The sequence below is a fragment of the Anaerotignum propionicum genome (assembly GCF_024461735.1).
GTDB lineage: Bacteria > Bacillota > Clostridia > Lachnospirales > Anaerotignaceae > Chakrabartyella.
Genome location: NZ_JANGAD010000002.1, coordinates 441,229 through 461,107 on the forward strand (window position 1 = coordinate 441,229; position 19,879 = coordinate 461,107).

The 19,879-nt window shown below is 38.9% G+C and carries 17 protein-coding genes and 1 tRNA gene; 15 read left to right on the forward strand and 3 right to left on the reverse strand.

Features of this window, described 5'->3' with window-relative positions:
- Positions 1-115: 115 nt before the first annotated feature.
- Both catA and ppdK read left to right on the forward strand, forming a co-directional pair.
- The gene (gene catA, locus NE558_RS04680) at positions 116-766 is read left to right on the forward strand and encodes a type A chloramphenicol O-acetyltransferase (RefSeq protein WP_256148750.1); all 651 of its coding nucleotides are present in this window, start codon (positions 116-118) and stop codon (positions 764-766) included.
- Between the two features lie 647 nt (positions 767-1,413).
- Complete coding sequence (ppdK, locus tag NE558_RS04685; protein WP_256148751.1) at positions 1,414-4,050, forward strand: pyruvate, phosphate dikinase; 2,637 nt, start codon at positions 1,414-1,416, stop codon at positions 4,048-4,050.
- A gap of 259 nt (positions 4,051-4,309) precedes the next feature.
- Here ppdK and NE558_RS04690 read toward each other — a convergent pair whose 3' ends face one another.
- A complete protein-coding gene (locus NE558_RS04690) occupies positions 4,310-5,131 on the reverse strand; it encodes a MerR family transcriptional regulator (protein WP_256148752.1) in 822 nt (273 codons plus the stop codon).
- Between the two features lie 86 nt (positions 5,132-5,217).
- Here NE558_RS04690 and NE558_RS04695 point away from each other — a divergent pair, with 86 nt between their 5' ends.
- The 11 genes from NE558_RS04695 to fliJ all read left to right on the forward strand — a co-directional run bounded on the left by NE558_RS04695 (position 5,218) and on the right by fliJ (position 16,434).
- Positions 5,218-7,281, forward strand: a complete 2,064-nt coding sequence (locus NE558_RS04695) for an FAD-dependent oxidoreductase (RefSeq protein WP_256148753.1) — start codon at positions 5,218-5,220, stop codon at positions 7,279-7,281.
- Between the two features lie 13 nt (positions 7,282-7,294).
- Positions 7,295-7,768, forward strand: coding sequence for an NADH-ubiquinone oxidoreductase-F iron-sulfur binding region domain-containing protein (locus tag NE558_RS04700; RefSeq protein WP_256148754.1), 474 nt, complete (start codon positions 7,295-7,297; stop codon positions 7,766-7,768).
- Positions 7,769-7,803: 35 nt separating this feature from the next.
- Positions 7,804-9,261, forward strand: coding sequence for an FAD-dependent oxidoreductase (locus tag NE558_RS04705; RefSeq protein WP_256148755.1), 1,458 nt, complete (start codon positions 7,804-7,806; stop codon positions 9,259-9,261).
- A gap of 726 nt (positions 9,262-9,987) precedes the next feature.
- Complete coding sequence (flgB, locus tag NE558_RS04710; protein ID WP_256148756.1) at positions 9,988-10,356, forward strand: flagellar basal body rod protein FlgB; 369 nt, start codon at positions 9,988-9,990, stop codon at positions 10,354-10,356.
- Between the two features lie 18 nt (positions 10,357-10,374).
- Complete coding sequence (gene flgC / locus NE558_RS04715; protein ID WP_256148757.1) at positions 10,375-10,818, forward strand: flagellar basal body rod protein FlgC; 444 nt, start codon at positions 10,375-10,377, stop codon at positions 10,816-10,818.
- A 17-nt stretch (positions 10,819-10,835) separates the two neighbouring features.
- A complete protein-coding gene (locus tag NE558_RS04720) occupies positions 10,836-11,138 on the forward strand; it encodes a flagellar hook-basal body complex protein FliE (RefSeq protein WP_256148759.1) in 303 nt (100 codons plus the stop codon).
- Positions 11,139-11,209: 71 nt separating this feature from the next.
- Positions 11,210-12,805, forward strand: coding sequence for a flagellar basal-body MS-ring/collar protein FliF (fliF, locus tag NE558_RS04725; RefSeq protein WP_256148760.1), 1,596 nt, complete (start codon positions 11,210-11,212; stop codon positions 12,803-12,805).
- 1 nt (position 12,806) lies between these two features.
- The gene (fliG, locus tag NE558_RS04730) at positions 12,807-13,817 is read left to right on the forward strand and encodes a flagellar motor switch protein FliG (RefSeq protein WP_256148761.1); all 1,011 of its coding nucleotides are present in this window, start codon (positions 12,807-12,809) and stop codon (positions 13,815-13,817) included.
- Positions 13,801-14,676, forward strand: coding sequence for a FliH/SctL family protein (locus NE558_RS04735; RefSeq protein ID WP_256148762.1), 876 nt, complete (start codon positions 13,801-13,803; stop codon positions 14,674-14,676). The genes fliG and NE558_RS04735 overlap by 17 nt, the downstream gene beginning before the upstream one ends.
- Positions 14,669-15,970, forward strand: coding sequence for a flagellar protein export ATPase FliI (gene fliI, locus NE558_RS04740; RefSeq protein ID WP_305144980.1), 1,302 nt, complete (start codon positions 14,669-14,671; stop codon positions 15,968-15,970). The genes NE558_RS04735 and fliI overlap by 8 nt, the downstream gene beginning before the upstream one ends.
- Positions 15,971-16,002: 32 nt before the next feature.
- Positions 16,003-16,434, forward strand: coding sequence for a flagellar export protein FliJ (fliJ, locus tag NE558_RS04745; RefSeq protein WP_256148763.1), 432 nt, complete (start codon positions 16,003-16,005; stop codon positions 16,432-16,434).
- Positions 16,435-16,989: 555 nt separating this feature from the next.
- On the opposite strand, the gene NE558_RS04750 is transcribed toward fliJ, so the two are convergent.
- A tRNA-Met gene (locus tag NE558_RS04750) sits at positions 16,990-17,063 on the reverse strand.
- A gap of 79 nt (positions 17,064-17,142) precedes the next feature.
- The gene (locus tag NE558_RS04755; protein ID WP_256148764.1) at positions 17,143-17,856 is read right to left on the reverse strand and encodes a M48 family metallopeptidase; all 714 of its coding nucleotides are present in this window, start codon (positions 17,854-17,856) and stop codon (positions 17,143-17,145) included.
- Positions 17,857-18,280: 424 nt separating this feature from the next.
- On the opposite strand from NE558_RS04755, the gene NE558_RS04760 reads away from it, so the two are divergent.
- Positions 18,281-19,285 carry a TAXI family TRAP transporter solute-binding subunit gene (locus NE558_RS04760; protein ID WP_256148765.1) on the forward strand — a complete coding sequence of 335 codons (1,005 nt, stop codon included), beginning with the start codon at positions 18,281-18,283 and terminating at the stop codon, positions 19,283-19,285.
- A 45-nt stretch (positions 19,286-19,330) separates the two neighbouring features.
- Entirely contained in the window at positions 19,331-19,810 is a 480-nt protein-coding gene (locus NE558_RS04765; RefSeq protein ID WP_256148766.1) for a DUF1850 domain-containing protein, read from the forward strand.
- Positions 19,811-19,879: the final 69 nt, after the last annotated feature.

Consider the following 19,879-nt stretch of genomic DNA (forward strand, 5'->3'; position numbering starts at 1 on the left):
ATTCGTTTATATATTTCTGATGATTACAATGGTAAAGAAGGTGCGTGAACATGGTAAATACCAGCAATGACGCCTCTTAAAATTTATTACTATTATTTTTTAGGAGGCTAATACAATGAACTTTATTGAAATACAAATGGAGCAATGGTCAAGAAAAGCTCACTATGAACATTATAAAAATAACATTCCATGCTCCTATAGCATAACGGTAGACATTGATATTTCCAATTTGCTGACTGGGCTAAAAGAGCGTGGAATGAAATCCTACGCTGCGCAAGTCTATATGCTTTCATCGGTGGTGAATCAGTTACCAGAGTTTCGAATGACAATGAGTGACGACCATCGCTTGGGATATTGGGAGGTCATGGACCCCATGTATACTGTTTTTGATTCTATTACGGAAACGTTTTCAGCCGTATGGACTAAGTATGATAGCTGTTATAGTACATTCTACAGCGCATTTTTGCAAGATACGGCACGGTATGGTGATGGAAGTCTGTTTCCCCAGGAGCATATACCGCCCAATACTTTTAATATCTCCAGTGTTCCTTGGCTAGATTTTACAGCGTTTAATATTAATGTTTTTTCAGATGGAAATTATCTTTTGCCAATTTTCACCATCGGAAAATATAGAAAAAAAGACGACAAAATCATGATGCCTCTTGCTATCCAATGCCATCATGCGGTTTGTGATGGCTATCATGTTGGAAAATTCGTAGAAGCATTGCGGGAGATGGCAATCAATTGCGATAAGTGGTTATTATAGATATTTGCTATTAAAAAAGAGAAATAAAACTTTTATTGTATTCCGTATGCTTTCATGGAGATAGAAGCACTATGAAACCAGTAGTTATGTGGAAAAGACGAGAGGGGTTTCTAATTTTGCTCCATTGGGATTGTCTTTCCATTTTATAACTATTTATAAAAACACAGCTAATTCAATAAAAGGTACAACTTTCTTTTCCATTTGACTCACTTTTTTAACCATAATTTTTTATCATAGATAATGATATCCTACAAAAATGACTGAACTTTTTTGTTGCACAATGAGTAAAAGTGCTGTATACTTATCACTTGTACATTAAAGTGCTTATGAGATAAGTTCTAAGAGCAAAAATTTTATTGGGACATAATACGTCCCATAATGCAATATGCTGACCAGCTTCCTTGGTCAGCATATTTTTTTTGGCAACATGAAGTAAAAATTGCAATAAAACTTCAAAAATTATTGCATAATCACAAGGGGTTGGTTTTATTTAGGTGCAATAGCGTAGAATGCGTAGCTGCCTCCTCGGAATAGCGTTGTGATTTTTCAGGGGAAATGGTATAATTCTGTTAAGATCAGTTTTTCAAAAAATTCCAGATATAAAATTCCACGTCTGACATCCAGATGGAAAACAGGAGGTAATGTGTATGAGCAAGAAGTATGTTTACATGTTCAGCGAAGGCAACGCATCCATGAAAAACCTTTTAGGTGGAAAAGGTGCAAACCTCGCAGAAATGACAATGTTAGGTCTGCCGATTCCCCAAGGCTTTACCATTTCAACAGAAGCCTGCACAGATTATAACGAAGGTGGTAAGAAACTGACTGAAGAAATGATTGCCCAGATTGATGTGGCACTGAGCAAGCTTGAAGAGATTGCCGGCAAAAAGCTGGGTGATCCTGAGAACCCCCTTCTGGTTTCCGTACGTTCCGGTGCGAGAGCATCTATGCCGGGTATGATGGATACGGTTTTGAACCTTGGTTTAAACGATGTTTCCGTTGAAAGCTTGGCTAAGAAAACAGGCAATCCCAGATTTGCTTATGATTCTTACAGAAGATTTATCATGATGTTTGCAGACGTTGTAATTGGCGTTTCCAAATCTAAGTTCGAAAGAAAGCTGGATGAATATAAAGAAGAAGCAGGCGTGCGTTACGATACAGAATTGACAGCAGAAGATCTGAAAAAGGTGACTGCAATGTTCAAGCAGATTTATTTGGATGATCAGGGTAAGGAGTTCCCTCAAAATCCAAAAGAGCAGTTGCTTGAGGCAGCAATGGCAGTATTCCGCAGTTGGGATAACCCCCGTGCCTTTGTATATAGAAGAATGAACGATATTCCTTATAGCTGGGGCACAGCGGTAAACGTACAGATGATGGTATTCGGCAATATGGGTGATACCTCCGGTACAGGTGTTGCTTTTACAAGAAATGCCGCAACAGGGGAAAAAGCTATGCTTGGCGAATATTTGGTAAACGCTCAGGGCGAGGACGTTGTTGCTGGTGTTCGTACACCAAACCCCATTGCAAAGCTGGCAGAGGATATGCCGGAAGTTTACAAGGAGTTTATGGAAATTGCAAATAAATTAGAAAATCACTATAAAGATATGCAGGATATGGAGTTTACCGTGGAAGAGGGCAAGCTATACTTCTTGCAAACAAGAAACGGCAAGAGAACTGCCAATGCGGCACTCCGTATTGCTGTTGATATGGTACAGGAAGGCCTTATTACAAAAGAAGAAGCATTGATGAAGGTTGATCCTAAGCAGTTGGATCAGATTTTGCATCCGGCTTTTGATCAAAAGGCATTAAAAGCGGCAAAGCCCCTTGGTAAAGGTCTGCCTGCTTCCCCCGGTGCAGCAGCAGGTAAGGTTTGCTTTACCGCAGAAGATGCAAAGAACCAGGCAGAAGGCGGCGACAGAGTAATTCTGGTTCGTTTGGAAACCTCTCCTGAGGATATTGAAGGTATGGCAGCAGCTCAGGGTATCTTAACAGTACGTGGTGGTATGACTTCCCATGCGGCAGTAGTAGCCCGTGGTATGGGTACATGTTGTGTATCCGGCTGTGAAGAAATTAAAATGAATGAAGAAGCAAAGACCTTCTCTTTGGGTGGTAGAACATTCAAGGAAGGTGACTATATTTCATTGGATGGTTCCACCGGTAATATTTATGGTGAGGATATTCCTACAGTTGACCCTGAAATCAGCGGTGATTTCTCAACCTTCATGGCTTGGGCAGATGAGAAGAGAACTCTTAAGGTTAGAACCAATGCAGATACACCCCATGATGCTCAAACAGCCATTGATTTTGGTGCAGAAGGCATTGGCTTAACAAGAACAGAGCACATGTTCTTTGAAGGCGACAGAATCATGAAATTTAGAAAGATGATCCTTTCTGACACCGTTGAAGAAAGAGTAGCGGCATTAAAGGGAATTGAACCTTTCCAGAAAGAGGATTTTAAGGGCATTTATAAGGCGATGCAGGAAAGACCTGTTACAATCCGTCTGCTGGATCCTCCTCTCCATGAGTTCATGCCAAACACAGAAGAGGAATTTGCAATTCTTTCGAAAGAAACAGGTAAAACTGTGGAAGAGTTGAAGGTAAAGGCAAAAGGTCTGCACGAATTGAACCCTATGATGGGTCATAGAGGCTGCCGTTTGGCAGTAAGCTACCCTGAAATCGCTGAGATGCAGACAAGAGCAATCATTGAGGCTGCAATTGAGGTTTCTGTAGAATTGGGCATCAAAATTAAGCCTGAAATTATGATTCCTTTGATTGGCGAAATTAAGGAATTGAAATATGTAAAGAATATTGTTGTTGAAACTGCAAAAGCAGTTATGGATGCAAAGGGCAAGGAGCTGGATTATCTGGTTGGTACCATGATTGAAATCCCCAGAGCGGCTTTGACAGCGGATGAAATTGCTACAGAGGCTGAGTTCTTCTCCTTTGGTACCAATGACTTGACACAGATGACCTATGGTTTATCTCGTGACGATGCAGGTAAAATCTTGGCGGATTACATTGATAAAAATATTTATGAATGTGACCCTACTGCAAGATTGGATAGAACCGGTGTTGGTATGTTGATGAAATGGGCAGTTGAAAAGGCATTGCCTGTTCGCCCTGACATCCATTTGGGAATCTGTGGTGAGCACGGTGGTGACCCTTCCTCCGTTGAATTCTGCCATTTGATTGGTTTGGATTATGTATCCTGCTCTCCTTTCCGTGTGCCTATCGCAAGATTGGCGGCGGCACAGGCGGCGATTAATTACCCACGCCAACCGAGATAAGTGTAAATCTTAATAGAAGGTTTCAGATATAGAAACTAAAATAAATGCAAGGTGCTATTTCTTAAAAGCGAAATAGCACCTTGTTTTTTGTAGTGGAGCTTAGATACTCATTTATAGCATTTAATGAAGGAGTAATCTATATTGAGTATATCTAAATGGGGCTGTCGGCTTTTTTATAAGCCTCCAGCCCAATCATTTGTAATATAAGATTTATTTCTTCCCCAATTTAATTGATTATTTGTTAAGGTTTTTAAGACATTCACTTCATGAATCTAAAGATTTGTAGCTCCATATCATAGTCATATTTGTTTTTCGCTGTCAAGTCAACTGCTTTTGACACCAGCAATCCATAATCATCCAAGCAAAAATTTTGTTGTTTTGCCGAATCAAGAAGATCCTCTAATGCACAGACACAATTTTCTTCAGAATACTTAAATCGTTGCACTAGGTATCTCCCTTCTTCAAACTTCTTCATCTGAAGTCCGTTAAGTCGTTGCTCAGAAAACAAACCAAATCCCATTAGCATTAGTTTTCCTGTTTTTTCAAAATCTGACTTAGAAAACATTAAGCAAATGGTATCGTTGTCAATATTTTTGGTATGAATAAGCTGAGAGAGACTGCGGTTGACATACTTATCAATCTCTTCCAATGGCGCATTAATTTCAAGATAATAAAAATTACGTGGCATCATATATAGCTCATATTGTTTTTCGTAACTAATCATGGTGTCACGATAAACCATGTCTGCAACCATATTGTCAATTAGTTGAATGGAATATTCATACTTTGCGATTTGCTGACGCAAATATAGACGTTGTGATGCAAGAATTTTACGTAATTCAGTAGAGTCACCCGAAGCCTGTAAGAGTTGTTTAATATCCTCCAGTGGAATATTCAAGATTTTATTCATATAACGAATGATGTCGATTGTGAAGCATTGGTTATAGGTATAGTACCGATAATTTGTGATTGGATCTTGATAGGATGGATTAAGCAAATCTATTCGCTCATAATTACGCAATGCTTTAACAGAAATATTCATGATTTTTGCCATTTCGCCAATTGTATAATGTTTTTTCAAAAAACCAGAACCTCCCTATTGACCTTGCCCTAAGGGCAAGCCTTATCGTTATTATAATAACACAATTACAAAAAGGAGGAAAGACAATGAACAAAGTTCATATAACAATTGATGGAATTGCTTTGGCAGTTGACGAAGGGAAAACACTTATGCAGGCTGCGGAAGAAGCGGACATTTATATACCTCACCTTTGTCACCATCCACTTTTGCCGGATATTGGCGCTTGTCGTTTATGCATCGTTGAAATTGATGGTAAGGACGGTGTGCATACCTCTTGTACAACAAAGGCTGAGAACGGCATGGTGATTCGATCCAAGACAGAAAAGTTAAATAAAATGCGTCGCTTAAACATGGAGCTAATGCTTTCAAATCACATAGAGGACTGTACAACTTGTCCCAAATATAGCAACTGTGAATTACAATCACTATATCAATACCTAGGTGTTACAGTGGGTAGATTGAAACCTACGTTGCATAGTGTACCTGTGAACACAGAAAATCCGTTGTTTGTAAGGGATTTAAACCGTTGTGTGTCCTGTGGGCGTTGTGTACGTGTGTGCAAAGACGTTCGTGGTGTTGGTGCATTGGATTATGAGAAGACAGAGTCCGGTCGTGTACAGGTTGATGTTAAGAAGCACGATTTGTTAAAAGATGCGGATTGTCGTTTTTGCGGTGCCTGCGTAGAAGTTTGTCCAACTGGTGCATTGCAGGACAAGGAAGGTGTATTCCGAAAAGACTTGAAACGTGATTTGAGCATGGTTCCTTGTCAAGCAGAATGTCCAGCGAATATTGATGTTCCCAGATATGTTCGTTATATCAAAGAAGAAAAATATCAAGATGCAGTAGCGGTTATTCGTGAAAAAGCACCGTTCCCACATTCCTTAGGACATATTTGCATGGCGTTTTGTGAAAAGGGATGTCGTAGGGGTGGCGTTAACGAAGCGTTATCTATTCGTGAGTTAAAACGTTTTGCTTCAAGCCAAGACGAAGGCCTATGGAGAGAGAAATCTCTGCAAAAGCAAGATACTGGTAAACGTATTGCAATCGTAGGCGCAGGTCCAGCGGGACTGACTTCTGCTTTTTATTTGAGAAAAGCTGGTCATGATGTAACCGTTTTTGAAAAGCTACCCACCCCGGGAGGGATGTTGGCTTACGGTATTCCTGAATATCGTTTGCCAAGAGAGGTTGTGGCAAGGGAAGTAGGGGAGATTGAACGTATTGGTGTAAAAATCAAAACCAATGTGACAGTAAACTCCGTTAACGAACTAAAGGCACAAGGTTTTGATGCTGTTCTGTTTGCAATCGGTACAGGTATGGGTGTGCGTTTGCCCATTGATGGTGCTGAAGCGGAAAATGTGTATACAAATATTGACTTCCTACAAAAAGCAGCTTTAGGCACACCCCTGCCAATTGGCGATAAGGTCGTTGTCTTGGGTGGCGGAAATGTAGCGTTTGATTGTGCGTTAACTGCACTGAATCTTGGTGCAAAAGAAGTAAGTCTGGCTTGCTTGGAAAGTCGAGAGAAAATGACAGCCAGCAAAGATGAAATTGAGGAAGGGGAACAGAGAGGTGTTCAAATCTTCAATTCTAGAACATTCCTTGCTGTTACAACAGAAGAGAATAAAGCAACTGGGGTAAAATGCCAGATTGTTGATTCTTTTTCCTTTGATGAAAATAAAAGATTGCAATTACAAATACAACCTGATTCGGAACATATCGTTGCGGCAGATACTGTGATTTTTGCAGCAGGACAGCGTCCGGAAATTCAAGAGGGATTTGATATGCCTTTGGGTCGTGGAAACACCATTATGACCGTTGACGGTGTAAGGGTAAATGCCGAGCATGTTTATGCTGTGGGTGATGCCACTTATGGAACACATTCGGTGATAAAGGCAATTGCTGAGGCAAGAAAAGCCGCCCATTTGATAGACATTGATTTAGGCGGAGATGGGAACATAGAGGAAAAACTTGCGGAAGCTTCCAATCCCAGTCCCTTCATTGGTGTAAGCAAAGGCTTCGCTGATATGGAGCGCATTTACGATTGCAGTGAAAGTCAAAATGCCTGTCAGGAATCCAGCCGTTGCCTACAATGTGATTTAAGATTGCAAATAGAAAAACCAAGACTTTGGGCAAGCTATGCAGTGAAATAAAGGAGGTGTGGATATGCAAGAGAGAATTCGATGGAAAGAGAAAAGTGAAACAGAGATTTGTCAATGGGTATCAGATGTATTTGAGCAAAGTCAATCAAACAGCTGTCCGGTGAACCGACTTTCTGTTTTTAGCGAAGAAGCAATGAAAGGCAGTTGTGGTGAGTGTGTAATCTGTCGAGAAGGAACATATCAGATTATGATACAGGCACAGAGTATGACAAACGGTAAAGGAAACGATGACGACTTCCTTATTGTGAATGATATTGTTGAGGATATGATCCTTGGTTCATGCTGTAGTTATGGCAAGGAAGTTGGAAAACGCTTTTATGAATTAATAGAGTCTAATGCTGAGATTTTTGCAAAGCACTATAAGAGAAAACGCTGTGATGCGGGAGTCTGCGAAAAACTGATTGTAAATACACCAACAGTGGAAATCAATGAGGGTGGTTTGCTTGGTGGTAAACAACGTCGAAGAAGAAGTTCTTAAAATAATATACAACAAATATTAAGGAGGATTTTAAAATGAGAGAGTTAGAAACAGACGTAGTAGTAATCGGTGGTGGCGCATCAGGCTTGGCAGCAGCAATTTCTGCGGCAGAGGGCGGAGCGAAGGTTATTGTTTTAGAGAAAGCAAACACAACAGGTGGTTGCGCAAACATGGCAATGGGTCTTTTGGGTGTAGAAACTAAGCCACAAAAAGAATTGCTTGTTGACATCACAAGAGAAAAGGCATTCGCAAAATTTATGGACTATACACACTGGAGAGCTGATGCAAAGCTTGTAAAGAAATATATCGATCTTTCAGCATCTACAATTGATTGGTTGATGGATATGGGTGTAGAAATTGCGGTGCCATCCAAATATTTCCCCGGATCTGAAGCAACATGGCATATTATTAAGCCTCAGACAGGAAAGATTGGTTTGCGTGCAGCAGCGACAATGATTAAATTTATGACAGAACGTGCACAAGAGTTAGGTGTTGAAATTAAATTAGAGACACCAGTGAAAGAGCTGATTAAGGACAACGGCGAAATTATAGGTGTTGTTGCATCAGACAAAGATGGCGAGATGGAAATTTATAGTGGTGCTGTAATTGTTGCAACAGGAGGATTTGGCGACAGTCCTGAATTTATCAACAAATATACACCTTATACATGGGGAGAGGACTTATATTCCTATCGTATTCCCGGTTTGACAGGCGATGGCATTCAAATGGCTTGGGATGCAGGCGCACAAAAAGACTTTATGGATATGGAGCTTGTGTTTTTTGCACCAAATACTGGGGGATATGCACCGATTGAGCTTCCTTTCCGTCAGCCCAATCTTTTTGTAAACCTTGGAGGCAAGCGTTTTTATGATGAGTCTGTTGTAGAAAATCCTGTTTTCTCAGTAAACGCAATTGCACGGCAGAAAGACAGAGTGGCATTTTCTATTATTGACCAGAAAATGCTGGATAGATATAACGAGGAAGGTCTCGACTTAGTGAATGTTGTTACATCCTCCATGGATATGTCTTATTTCATGAAAGAGATGGAAGAAGCGCAAAAGAACGGAAGCGATGTGTTTTTTGAAGCAGAATCCTTAGAAGAGCTTGCAGAAAAATCGGGAATCGATGCAGAGGGTCTTGCACAAACCATCAAAGAATACAATGCAATGTGTGAAAAAGGGATGGACACAGATTTTAATAAACAGGCAAAATATCTTGTACCATTTACCGGCGGCAAATACTATGCATTGAAATTTATGCCAAGCGCATATGGTTCTCTGGGTGGCATTAAAATCAATGATATGACACAGGTTCTTGATACACAGGCTAAGGTTATTCCTGGTCTTTATGCATGTGGTACAGATGCAAATTCTATTTGCAACCCTGATTATGTGTTTATTCTTCCTGGTAATACACTGGGCTTTGCTGTTAATTCCGGTCGTATGGCTGGCAAGAATGCAGTTACATTTATCAAAGAGGGCATGGAAGCGTAAGAGGTGCTTGGGAAAAGAGTAGCGTATTAAAGGAATAAAATATGAAAAGGGCAAAAGTGTTGGTGGCTTTTGCTCTTTTTTATTTTAGATTATTAGATTCATTATGAGGAAAAAAAATCAATGGATTATAATGCAAAGTTTAGATTTCATGTATAAATGATTAGTTGGTGAAGATTATGTGTCACAGAAGTAATGTGAAGAATTTTAAATTTCTTATAAAAACAACACAAATCATGAACAAAATGCATAAATAGTTTTGTCTCAAAATTCCTTTTTGTAACTTTGTAATAAAATACATTTTATTGGTATAATTTGCTGGTGTGAAGATTAAATTTTGTCATTTAATATAAAAATTGGGTGATAATTGTTGATTTTTACGAAGGACTTCTCTATAATAAAATATATGAAAATTTAAGATGTTATAGTTTAAGTACGAATCTAATACCTAGAAATAATGCTTTTCTCAAAAGGTATAAATTTGTACTTTTGTATTATTTTTACTTTTGTAAATATTGATGTATAAAATTCAGTGCTCTAAAGTGCATTTTTGTTCTGGCACAGATTGAAATGTAACTGGTTTTAAGATTGTAAAGTACTATTTTCAAAAAATGAGAATTGTCCAAAGGTCAAAGAAACAGGCTCATTCGAAAAGGATTATGTAAAACAGTAGAGATATTTTTGTTTATTAAATCGGTAAGAAAATGACACAAAGAGAGGTGTGCAACATTGTTTAATAATTCAGTATTAATGTCGCAAAAAATGGCTGATTATTTATGGCAGAAACAGCAGGTTACTTTAAATAACATTGCAAATGTTTCTACTCCCGGCTATAAAGCACAATATGTTACGTTTCAAGACGAATTAAAAAGTAAATTGGATTTTTATAATCAGGCAGGTGCAAGTAAGAAGAAGGCTGCTATTGAAGGGACTTCCTATCGTGTGCATACAAAGGCAGAAGAATCCAGCCGATTAGATGGTAATAATGTGAATATGGACGTTGAACAAGTGGAGCTTGCCAGTTCTTATATCCAATTCCAGATGGCAATTAATGATATCAACGGTGAATTTAATAGACTTCGCAGCGCGATGAAGTAAGAATTAGGAGGAATTTAGGTGGCTTTCTTAAATGCTATGAATATTAGTGCATCAGGCTTAACGGCTCAGCGAGCGAGGCTGGATGTAATTTCTGAGAATATTTCCAACGTGAGTACAACAAGAACAGAAGGTGGAGAGCCCTACCGCAGAAGGACGGTGGTTTTTGAACCAAGGGGCAAAAGCAGCTTTCAAGAAATTTTCAGCAAAACTTCCCGTGGGGTAGCTTCCAATCAGGGGGGAGTTATTGTGAGTGAAATTAAAGAAGATGAAAGTCCTCTGAAATCCGTTTATGACCCAACCCATCCTGATGCAGATGAGAGTGGGTATGTTATGATGCCTAATGTAGACCTTTTAAAGGAAACCCTTGATGGCATGGAAGCATCAAGAGTATATGATGCAAATGTTACAGCTTTCAATGCAATAAAAGCAATGGCGTCTAAGGGACTTGAGGTTGGCAAGTAAAAAGTGGAGGTTAATTTATGTCTATAACACCGATTAATAGATTGGAACCAATGCAATTTTTGGACCAATTAAATACTGATAATAAAACAAAGAGCACCCAATCTGATTTCAGAAGTATATTTTCAGAAGCGGTATCCAATGTGGTTGATAGCGAAACGGATTTGGCAAGGGAACAGTATTTATTTGCCACAGGGCAGTCTGAGGATACCCATACTTTGGGAATTGCATCCACCAAGGCACAAATTTCTGTGGATTTATTGGTAACCTTGAGAAATAAAGCGTTGGAATCTTATAATGAACTCATGAGAATTAATCTTTGATATTATGGTACAGGGGCAAGGAAGATGTTGCCTTGAGGGGAAGAATATAGAATAGTAAGAGGGGTACAGTTTTGAATGAAAAAGTGAAAGAATTGCTTGAAAAGGGCAAGTATTTTTTGGGAAAAATAAACCCCAAAATCAGAAAATGGATACTGATCGGGGGAGTTTTGGTAATACTTTTTTCTGTGGGAATTGCTTTATTTCTGAATAATAAGCCTTATGAGACTCTTTTTAGCGGGTTAAACCAGCAGGAAGCCAGCGAAATTATGGAGAAGTTACAAGGCTTGGGCGTTGATTACAAATATGGTAATGATGGCGTGATTTATGTGCCAAAGGATCAAGAGGAAAAACTAAAGGCACAACTTGTATACGAAGGCTATCCTAAAAGTGGTTTTACATATGATATATTTAAAAATAATATCAGTATGACAACCACTGATTTTGAAAAAAACAGCTATTTATTGTTTGAGCTGCAAAACAGAATGGGCGCTACCATTCGTCTGTTCCAAGGGGTGAAAGATGCCAAAGTAACCATTGCTTTAGCTGAGGATCAGAAGTATGTTTTGAATGAAAATAGTGTGAAAAAAGCACAGGCATCGGTTGTTGTAATTATGAACGATGGCGGTTCTCCCACCAGTGAACAGGTGAAGGGCATTCAAAGATTAGTCGCGAAGAGTATTCCTTCCATGGAACTGGCAGACGTGGTAGTATTAGACGGCAACGGCAATGATGTGTCACCAACGGGAGACAGTATTGACGGCGGTGCAAACAAGCTGAAGCTTGAATTTGAAAAGCATATGGACGATTCCATTCGTGCCAAAATACTGAACGTTTTGGCACCGATTTATGGTTCGGATAACGTGAAGGTTTCCGTAAGAACAACCGTTGATGTGGATAAAAAGATACAGGAAATTATAAATCATGCTACACCAACAGAGGGTGCCGAAAAAGGCATTCCAGGTAAGGAATCCACCGGAGTTGAAATGGTGAAGGATGGAACAGCCGCAGGAGGGGTTCCCGGAACAGATTCCAATGCGGAAGTACCCACTTATTCACAAGCAAAGGCAGATGGCTCCGAAACCTATTATAAACAGGAAAACAACATTGATTATTTAGTAAATCAGCTGAAAGAGCAGGTACAAATTGACTCGGGAAGCATTAAAGATATTTCTGTTTCCATAACCATTAACAGTGAATCTTTGGGGAACATCTCTCAAAGAGAGTTAAAGGGTCTGATTGGTAATGCAGCAGGTATCGAAAAAGCAAATCAGGATGATAAAATAGCCATTGTTGCTGCACCATTTTTTGGCAGCAAGGAAGCTCCGGTAACCCCTGATACTTTGGGACGGAATAACTGGATTATTATTGGAGCAATAGCATCAGGTGTATTTTTAATCATTTTGGTTACGATTCTTGTAATCATGAGCAAGAGAAGAAAGAAGAAGAAATTGATGGGCGCTGCAGATATACCTTTAACGCCTAGCATTTCTCCTGATGCATATTTGAAACAAATGAAACAGAAGCAACAAGAAGATGCTGAAAACAAAATACTGAATCTGTCCAATGAGAAAGGTTTGGAACTGAAAAATAAGGTGCGGGAGCTTGCCGGAGAAAATCCGGAAATTTCGGCTCAACTTATTAGAAACTGGTTAAAAGGGGGAGAATAAGGTGGCGAAGGATAATGCAATAACTCCGGAACAAAAGGCTGCTGCGGTTGTTATCTCCCTTGGAGCAGAAAAAGCGGCGCAGGTTTATAAATATTTAACAGAGGATGAAGTGCAAAGATTAACCATTGAAGTGGCGAAATTAGGCTTTTTGCCGGCAGAAACCACGGAAGGGATTTTGGATGAATTTTATAAAAACTGCATGCTTCACAAGGTGGTTACAGAGGGTGGTATTGATTATGCCAGAAGTGTTTTAGAGAAAGCCTTTGGTGAGGATGTAGCCCATGCATTATTGGGTAAGGTGGAGAAGACCTTGAAAAGCAAGGTTTTCTCTTTCCTAAGTAAATATGATGATTTATCCATTTTTTCAATACTGAACAATGAAAGACCACAAACCATTGCTTTGGTACTTTCCTATATGGATTCGGGCAGAGCGGCAAATATCATTGCAGGCTTGCCTGAGCAAAGAAAAATCAGCGTAGTAGAGGCTATTGCAAAAATGGACAGCGCGGCCCCTGAGGCCATGAAAATTGTTGAACAAGAAATTGAGAAAAAACTATCATCCGTAATGACCACAGACTATACCAAAATTGGTGGTATTGATTATATTGCAGAAGTTATGAATTATGTGGACAGAGGCGATGAAAAATATATCTTTGATGAGCTGAGCAAGAAAGATGTTGAACTTGTTGAGGAAATTCGCAAGAAAATGTTCGTATTCGAAGATATCGTTGGTATGGACAACCTCTCTATTCAAAGAGTTATTCGTGAGGTTGATCAGAAAGACCTTGTTTATGCACTTAAGGGTGCTCAAGGCGAGGTTGCAAATGTTATGTTTGCGAATATGTCTGCTCGTATGACAGAAACCATTAAATCTGAACTTGAAATTACAACCAATGTGCGTGTGAAGGATGTTGAAGATGCACAGCAGAGAATTGTTGCTGTGGTCAGAAAACTTGAAGATGCAGGCCAGATTGTAATTTCTAAGGGCGGAAAGGATGATATTATTGCATAATGAGAAATCAATAAACTCCTTTCAATTTGACCAGTTTGGAAATGATACCCAAGAAGTAAAGCCTTCAAACAAAGCTGGAGCTGAGATTGTATTACCAAATTTTGAAAAAGAGCTCGTAGAGCATACAATGAACGTCGGAGGAATGCAAGATGGGGAAGGCGAGAACAACGACAAATCAGAAGAAAACGCACTTCTTTTAAAAGAACTTCAAAAGAGAGAGGCCCAGCTTCTGGAAAAAGAAAATAAAATCATCAAAGAGGCCAACCAACAGGCAGAGGAAATCATAGGACAAGCTCAGATTGAGGCAGAAAGAATCAAAGAAGATGTTTTTGAGCAAGCCTCTCAGGAGGGCTATCAAGAGGGCTATGAAAAGGCATATCAAGAGCATAAGGAAAAAATGGATGAGGAAGCGGCAGTTTTTCTTCTTCAACTAAGAGATCTGATTCAGACCTTTGAAATGGAAAAAAATCAGCTGATTTCCCAAAATATTGATGAGCTGAAAGAGTTGGCAATTTCCATTGCAGAAAAGGTAATACAAATTAGTTTAAAAACCAGCGGGGAGATTATTAAAAAGATGATTATAACCGCAACAAATAAAATGAAACTGAAAGAATGGGCGAAGATTTATATTTCTAAAAATGATTCGGCATTAATTATTGAGTCAAACGCGGACTTGCTAGAAGCCATATCCCATTTGTCAGAGCATATTAAAATTGTGGTAATGGAAGACTCTGCCCCAGGTACTTGTATTATTGAACTGCCGGATCAAATTATTGATGCCAGTGCAAGTACCCAAATTGAGAATATCAGGGCGATTATGAAGAGTGCCGGAAAGCTCGGAGGGAATGATATTGTTTAACGAATTGGTGGATGTCATAAAACGCTCTAATACCATAAGCCATATTGGGAAAATTGAAAATATTGTGGGTATGGCAATTGAGGCCTCCGGCAGAAAAGCCAGCATTGGTGAAATCAGTATGATTTATAACGAAAGCGAGAAAAGACAGATTATGGCTGAAACCGTTGGCTTTCGGGATGATCGTATTTTGCTGATGCCCTACGAAAGCATGAAAGGAGTTTCTGCGGGAACCTTTGTTAAAAATACAAATGAGTGTTTAAAAATACCCGTAGGGGAGTTTTTGCAGGGGCGGATTATAGATGCCTTGGGAAGACCCATGGATGACTTAGGTGAAATTAAAACAAATCAGTATTTCCCTGTGGACAGCATCGCAACGAATCCGTTGACCAGACCCCCTATTCAGGAAAAGATGGAGTTTGGAGTACGGGCCATTGACGGACTGCTTACCATCGGCAAGGGGCAAAGAATGGGTATCTTTGCAGGAAGTGGCGTAGGTAAAAGTACCCTTTTGGGTATGCTTGCAAAAAATGTAAAGACAGATATAAACGTAATTGCATTAGTGGGAGAGCGTGGAAGAGAAGTTCGAGAATTCATCGAAAGAGACTTAGGAGAAGAGGGACTGAAACGCTCTGTTTTGGTTGTTGCTACCTCAGACCAATCTGCTATGCTTCGTATGAAGTGCCCAATGGTTGCCACTGCAATTGCAGAATACTTCAAAAATCAAGGTAAAGATGTATTGCTTATGATGGACTCCCTTACTCGTTTTGCTATGGCACAAAGAGAAATAGGTTTGGCCATTGGAGAACCACCCATTGCCAGAGGATATACTCCTTCCATCTATGCAGAAATGCCAAAGCTGCTGGAGCGAACAGGCAACTTCAAGGAAGGCTCCATCACAGGAATTTATACGGTACTGGTGGAAGGGGATGACACTAATGACCCCATCGCCGATACGGTAAGAGGTATTATTGATGGTCATATTGTTCTGTCAAGAAAATTGGCAAACGGAAATCATTTCCCAGCTATTGATGTGAATGCAAGCATTTCAAGACTTATGAGTGCCATAGCCGATCAGGGTCATTTAGAACTGGCTTCAAAACTAAGAGATATTCTTAGTATTTATGAGAAGAACAGTGACTTAATTTCTATTGGTGCTTATAAGCATGGAACAAACCATAAGCTGGATTTTGCTATTTCGAAGATTGATAAAATCAATGCATTTTTGAAACAGGGAGTAAATGAGAAATTTACCCTAGAGGATACGGTAAAACAAATGGAAGATATTTTAAAATAAACCTAGGCTGTTTTTTGATATGGAGGATTAAAATGAAAAAGTTTAGTTTTCAGCTTGAGTCTGTTATGAATTTTAAAAACCAGCGGCTGGAAAACAAGAAAGCAGAACATGCCAATATCATTGCAATGGTGAATGAGCAAACTGTAAAAATCGATTCACTTTTGGGTAAATTTCAGGGTATAAATCTAGAGTTTAATCAAAAAAAGATGGCGGGAATTTCTATTATTGAGGCCATGGAATATTCGGGGTTTTTGTACAAGCTTGAGGTGGAAATACAAAAGGAAAAGAGGCACCTTGAGGTTTTACAGAGAAGAGAAGAGGAAAAAAGGGCAGAGGTAGTTGAAGTGAAGATAGAGACCTCTACTTTAGAGAAATTGAAAGAAAAAAAGCTGGAACAATATAACAAAGAAGTGCAAAAAAGTGAAGAGTTATTTATTGAAGAATTTGTATCTAGAAATTTATAAAAGATAAAAAGACTATCCCCTAAAATGCGAAAGCTGATTTATGGGGATTTTTTTATGGAAATAGAAGGCTGTTGCATCTTTTGTTTGCCAAGCTTTCCATCTTGTCGAGATTGGAGAATCAGGGGCGAAGCTAATCCATATTTCTAAGGACAATTGATACAAAGGAAAACAAGAAAACTGTAAGGATAAAAATATGGCCTGCTACCGGTTTATCGTCCTTTATTTGTCTTAGCATGTGAACATATATGGGGAAAACGAAAATGGACAGAATGACACAAAGTATATGTAGAAATGTCAAATGACGAACCTCCTAATTATCTGTTTTGTAAGCTGAATGAGGATGAAGCTAAGTTCATACTTCTTTCTCAAAAGCCCTTATCTTGTTATCTTATACGTTCTATCTTATTCTTAATTTATAGAGTCTTTTCATATTAGATTATCAGCCAAGCAAGGATGCGTCAATGAATTTTGAAATAATTTACATATTTTAAAGAAAACATAAAAAAATCAATGCAAAAAAACACCCCTAGAACCTTGCATTCTAGGGGGTTATCATTGCGGAGGCCAGATTTGAACTGACGACCTTCGGGTTATGAGCCCGACGAGCTACCGGACTGCTCCACTCCGCGGCAAAATATGGATTTGAAACCATCTCGTTCATTATATGCCTATTGAAAGAGTTTGTCAACAAAACCTTTCAAACAAATTTCACACATAATCTTTATATTTCGACTCCAGTGCTTTTTTTCTGTCTTTCCAATCGGGCATTAAGGTACTTAACATAGCATAAAAATCATTTCCATGATTGCGATAAAGGAAATGTATCAGCTCATGGAGGATAACCTGTTCAATGCATTCTTCCGGTGCTTTCATCAATTGTAAATTCAGGCGAATGGTTTTTCCCGTTGTGGTGCAACTTCCCCAAAGTGTCTTCATATTTCTAATTTGAATCACAGGGCGAGAAATGCCATAGGGCTCTACCAAAGGATAAATGCGAGACATAATTTCCTCAAATTTAACTTTTGCTTGTTCCTTCAACCAATGCAGATACTCCTCCCACAAAGCATTTTCTGTGATGTGCTGGGAAGTCATAGAAATGGTCTCCCCAAGTAACTCTATTTTTGCAGGACCTTCTGCTAATTCCAAGCTATAGGCCTTACCAAGATAATAAAGGGTTTTTCCCTCATAAAAACCGATAGGGGGTATACTTTGACGTAGTTTTTCTATTTCTGCAAGATGGGTGATGATCCAGTCTGATTTTGATTCAACAAATTCTTTTATAATTGCAAGGGGGACATTTTTTGCAGCAGAAACAACAACCTTTCCATGCTTGTTTACACGAAGGTTAATATATCTGACTTCCTTACGAATTAGCTCAAATTCTATTTTTATGCTTCCATATTGCACTGTGTGTGTATACATTGGAATTCTCCTTTTGTTTAAGCGATGTTACATATCTATTTTACACACATAGAATCAGATTGTCCATACCTGGAAAATGAAGGTATATATACGAATTGTTCTTATATATACACCTTTTCATTAAAAAATTATAAAAATTCATTAAAACGATAGAAAAAGATAATAAATTAGAAGAAAGGAAGCACATGGGTAAGTATTGAAATTAAGTATAATTAATTAAGTTTTGTATGAAAATTAATAAATTATATGAATGGAATACTATGTTTTTTTATAGAAAATATTAAAAAAATTAATTGAATGCCAGAAATATAAAGGAAAACTATGAATTTTGCATTGAAGTATATATCTATATATGATAAAATGTAAATTGTATATAAATGAAAAATATTGCATAAAGCGAAAAAAGGGATAAGGAGATGGGTAAATGAAAAAAAGATTGGCAACTTTAACAGCTTTGGCTGTAACTGCAATGATGGCATTCACAGGCTGTGGCGGCGGCAATAATAAGCCTGCTGAGGAGACCGGTACTGACAAGCCCGCAGGCGGTGCAGTTGAATTGACATTAGGCACTGGTGGTACTACCGGCACTTATTATGCAGTTGGCGGAACAATGTCTACTGTATTGAATAATGCCATGGAAAACGTTAATCTGAAGGTTGTTTCCACAGGTGCATCCAAAGCCAATATTTTAGATATCGACGATAAGGTTTCTGATGTTGCAATCGTTCAGAATGATGTAATGTACTATGCCTTCAATGGTACAGATCTTTTTGCAGCAGAAGGAAAATTCGAAACATTTTCTGCAGTTGCAGGTATTTATGATGAGACTTGCCAAATTATCGCAGGTTCCAATATTACCAGCATTGCTGATTTAAAGGGAAAAACAGTAAACGTTGGTGACGCAGGCAGCGGTGTTGAGTTTAATGCAACACAGATTTTAGCAGCTTATGGCCTTGACATTAACAAGGACATCAATAAAGTAAACGGCAGCTTTGGTGATGCCGCTGACTCTATTAAAGATGGTAAAATTGATGCGGCATTCATTACAGCAGGTGCACCTACCACAGCTGTAGTTGATTTGGCAATTTCTAAGAGCATCAACTTATTAACCATTGATGATGAGCACGCTACGGCATTAATTGAACAATATCCTTTCTATACAAAAACAGTTATTCCAGGTGGAACTTATAATGGTGTAAAAGACGATGTTCAGACATTAAGTGTTCGTGCAACCTTGATTGCTTCAAATGATACATCTGAAGATACCATTTATGAACTGACAAAAGCGCTCTTTGAAAATAAAGATGCACTGGCAAGCAGCAATGCTAAATTTGCAGAATTGGATCCAGCTTTAGCAGTACAGGGCATTTCCGTTCCTTTCCATCCCGGTGCTGAGAAATACTTTAAAGAAATTGGTGTTAAAAACTAATTGTTAAAGGGCTGCAAATTCAGTTTCAAGCAGATTGTTGGTATAGTGGTTGCAATAATAGCTGTTATTATTGCAACTGCTATTTTTCATGTGAACCATACAGAAGATTGCCTGATATTGCGGAACGGGAAAACAGGCAAAATTCTCGCAAGTTACCCCATGGAAGAAGGCGGGGAATTTTCTGTGCGATTCAAACATTCTGTGAATAAGTCGCCGGTAGAGGATCGGTATCGTATTGAGAATGGCGGAATTGTTGTATTTGAAACGGTATACTATAATTTCGGTGCAGGGGTACAAACAGAGTTGGAAGAAGGGCAGTCATTAACATATGGAAAAGATGGCTCTATGATTATTTCTGGGATTGATAAGCCCATCGCCGATCTTTCCTATAACGTTAGCCCTGTGTATGACCACATTTTACTGATAAATGGGGAGGAAATCAGTCTACGTCGGCTCTGTGGCAAAGATAGAACAGTTTCTTTTATCTATGAAAGAGGAACAAAAAAGCAAATTGCAAAGAACTGATTATTATTATGGCAACGGCTAATGATTGAGCAGTGCCAAAGAGCCTTATATCGGTTGCTTAAGCATGCT

What these genes read in the sequence shown, in the direction of transcription:
- ppdK (WP_256148751.1), top strand. Translation starts at nt 1,414, where the DNA reads ATGAGCAAGAAGTATGTTTACATGTTCAGCGAAGGCAACGCATCCATG.
- catA (WP_256148750.1), top strand. Translation starts at nt 116, where the DNA reads ATGAACTTTATTGAAATACAAATGGAGCAATGGTCAAGAAAAGCTCAC.
- NE558_RS04755 (WP_256148764.1), bottom strand. Translation starts at nt 17,856, where the DNA reads ATGTATACACACACAGTGCAATATGGAAGCATAAAAATAGAATTTGAG.
- NE558_RS04735 (WP_256148762.1), top strand. Translation starts at nt 13,801, where the DNA reads ATGATATTATTGCATAATGAGAAATCAATAAACTCCTTTCAATTTGAC.
- NE558_RS04700 (WP_256148754.1), top strand. Translation starts at nt 7,295, where the DNA reads ATGCAAGAGAGAATTCGATGGAAAGAGAAAAGTGAAACAGAGATTTGT.
- NE558_RS04695 (WP_256148753.1), top strand. Translation starts at nt 5,218, where the DNA reads ATGAACAAAGTTCATATAACAATTGATGGAATTGCTTTGGCAGTTGAC.
- fliJ (WP_256148763.1), top strand. Translation starts at nt 16,003, where the DNA reads ATGAAAAAGTTTAGTTTTCAGCTTGAGTCTGTTATGAATTTTAAAAAC.
- NE558_RS04760 (WP_256148765.1), top strand. Translation starts at nt 18,281, where the DNA reads ATGAAAAAAAGATTGGCAACTTTAACAGCTTTGGCTGTAACTGCAATG.
- NE558_RS04705 (WP_256148755.1), top strand. Translation starts at nt 7,804, where the DNA reads ATGAGAGAGTTAGAAACAGACGTAGTAGTAATCGGTGGTGGCGCATCA.
- NE558_RS04720 (WP_256148759.1), top strand. Translation starts at nt 10,836, where the DNA reads ATGTCTATAACACCGATTAATAGATTGGAACCAATGCAATTTTTGGAC.